Origin of the sequence: Orrella sp. 11846, from assembly GCF_048820935.1 — a bacterium.
In the GTDB taxonomy this organism is placed as follows: domain Bacteria; phylum Pseudomonadota; class Gammaproteobacteria; order Burkholderiales; family Burkholderiaceae_B; genus Algicoccus.
The window spans coordinates 1-354 of record NZ_JBMERD010000065.1; the positions used below are offsets into that span (position 1 = coordinate 1).

Here is a 354-nt window from a genome sequence, read left to right on the forward strand (position 1 = left end):
GATAATCAAAACGTGATTAATTATTACCATGATCTTTGGAATGTTGAGCAAGCGTTTCGTATGAGCAAATCAGATCTTAAAACTCGACCGATATTCCATCACACGGAGGACTCGATCCGTGCTCACGTGTTGATTTGCTTTATGGCGTTGATGGTCGGCAAGTTGATCGAAATTAAAACGGGACGCTCAATTAAACGGATTCGTGACGCAATCTGGTCTGTGCAAGAGGCACATGTACGGGATACGCAGACCGGAACCGTCGGAATTCTGGTTGGAGATCACTCAAATCCGGATCTCCAACCACTGAATCAATTTTTAAACTCTTGTTGACCGCACTAAATGGCAGAAGTCAGG

At 44.4% G+C, this 354-nt stretch carries 1 pseudogene; it reads left to right on the top strand.

Features of this window, described 5'->3' with window-relative positions:
• Positions 1–330, top strand: a pseudogene (locus ACOI06_RS14635) (IS1634 family transposase); the annotation flags it as partial.
• Positions 331–354 lie beyond the last annotated feature (24 nt).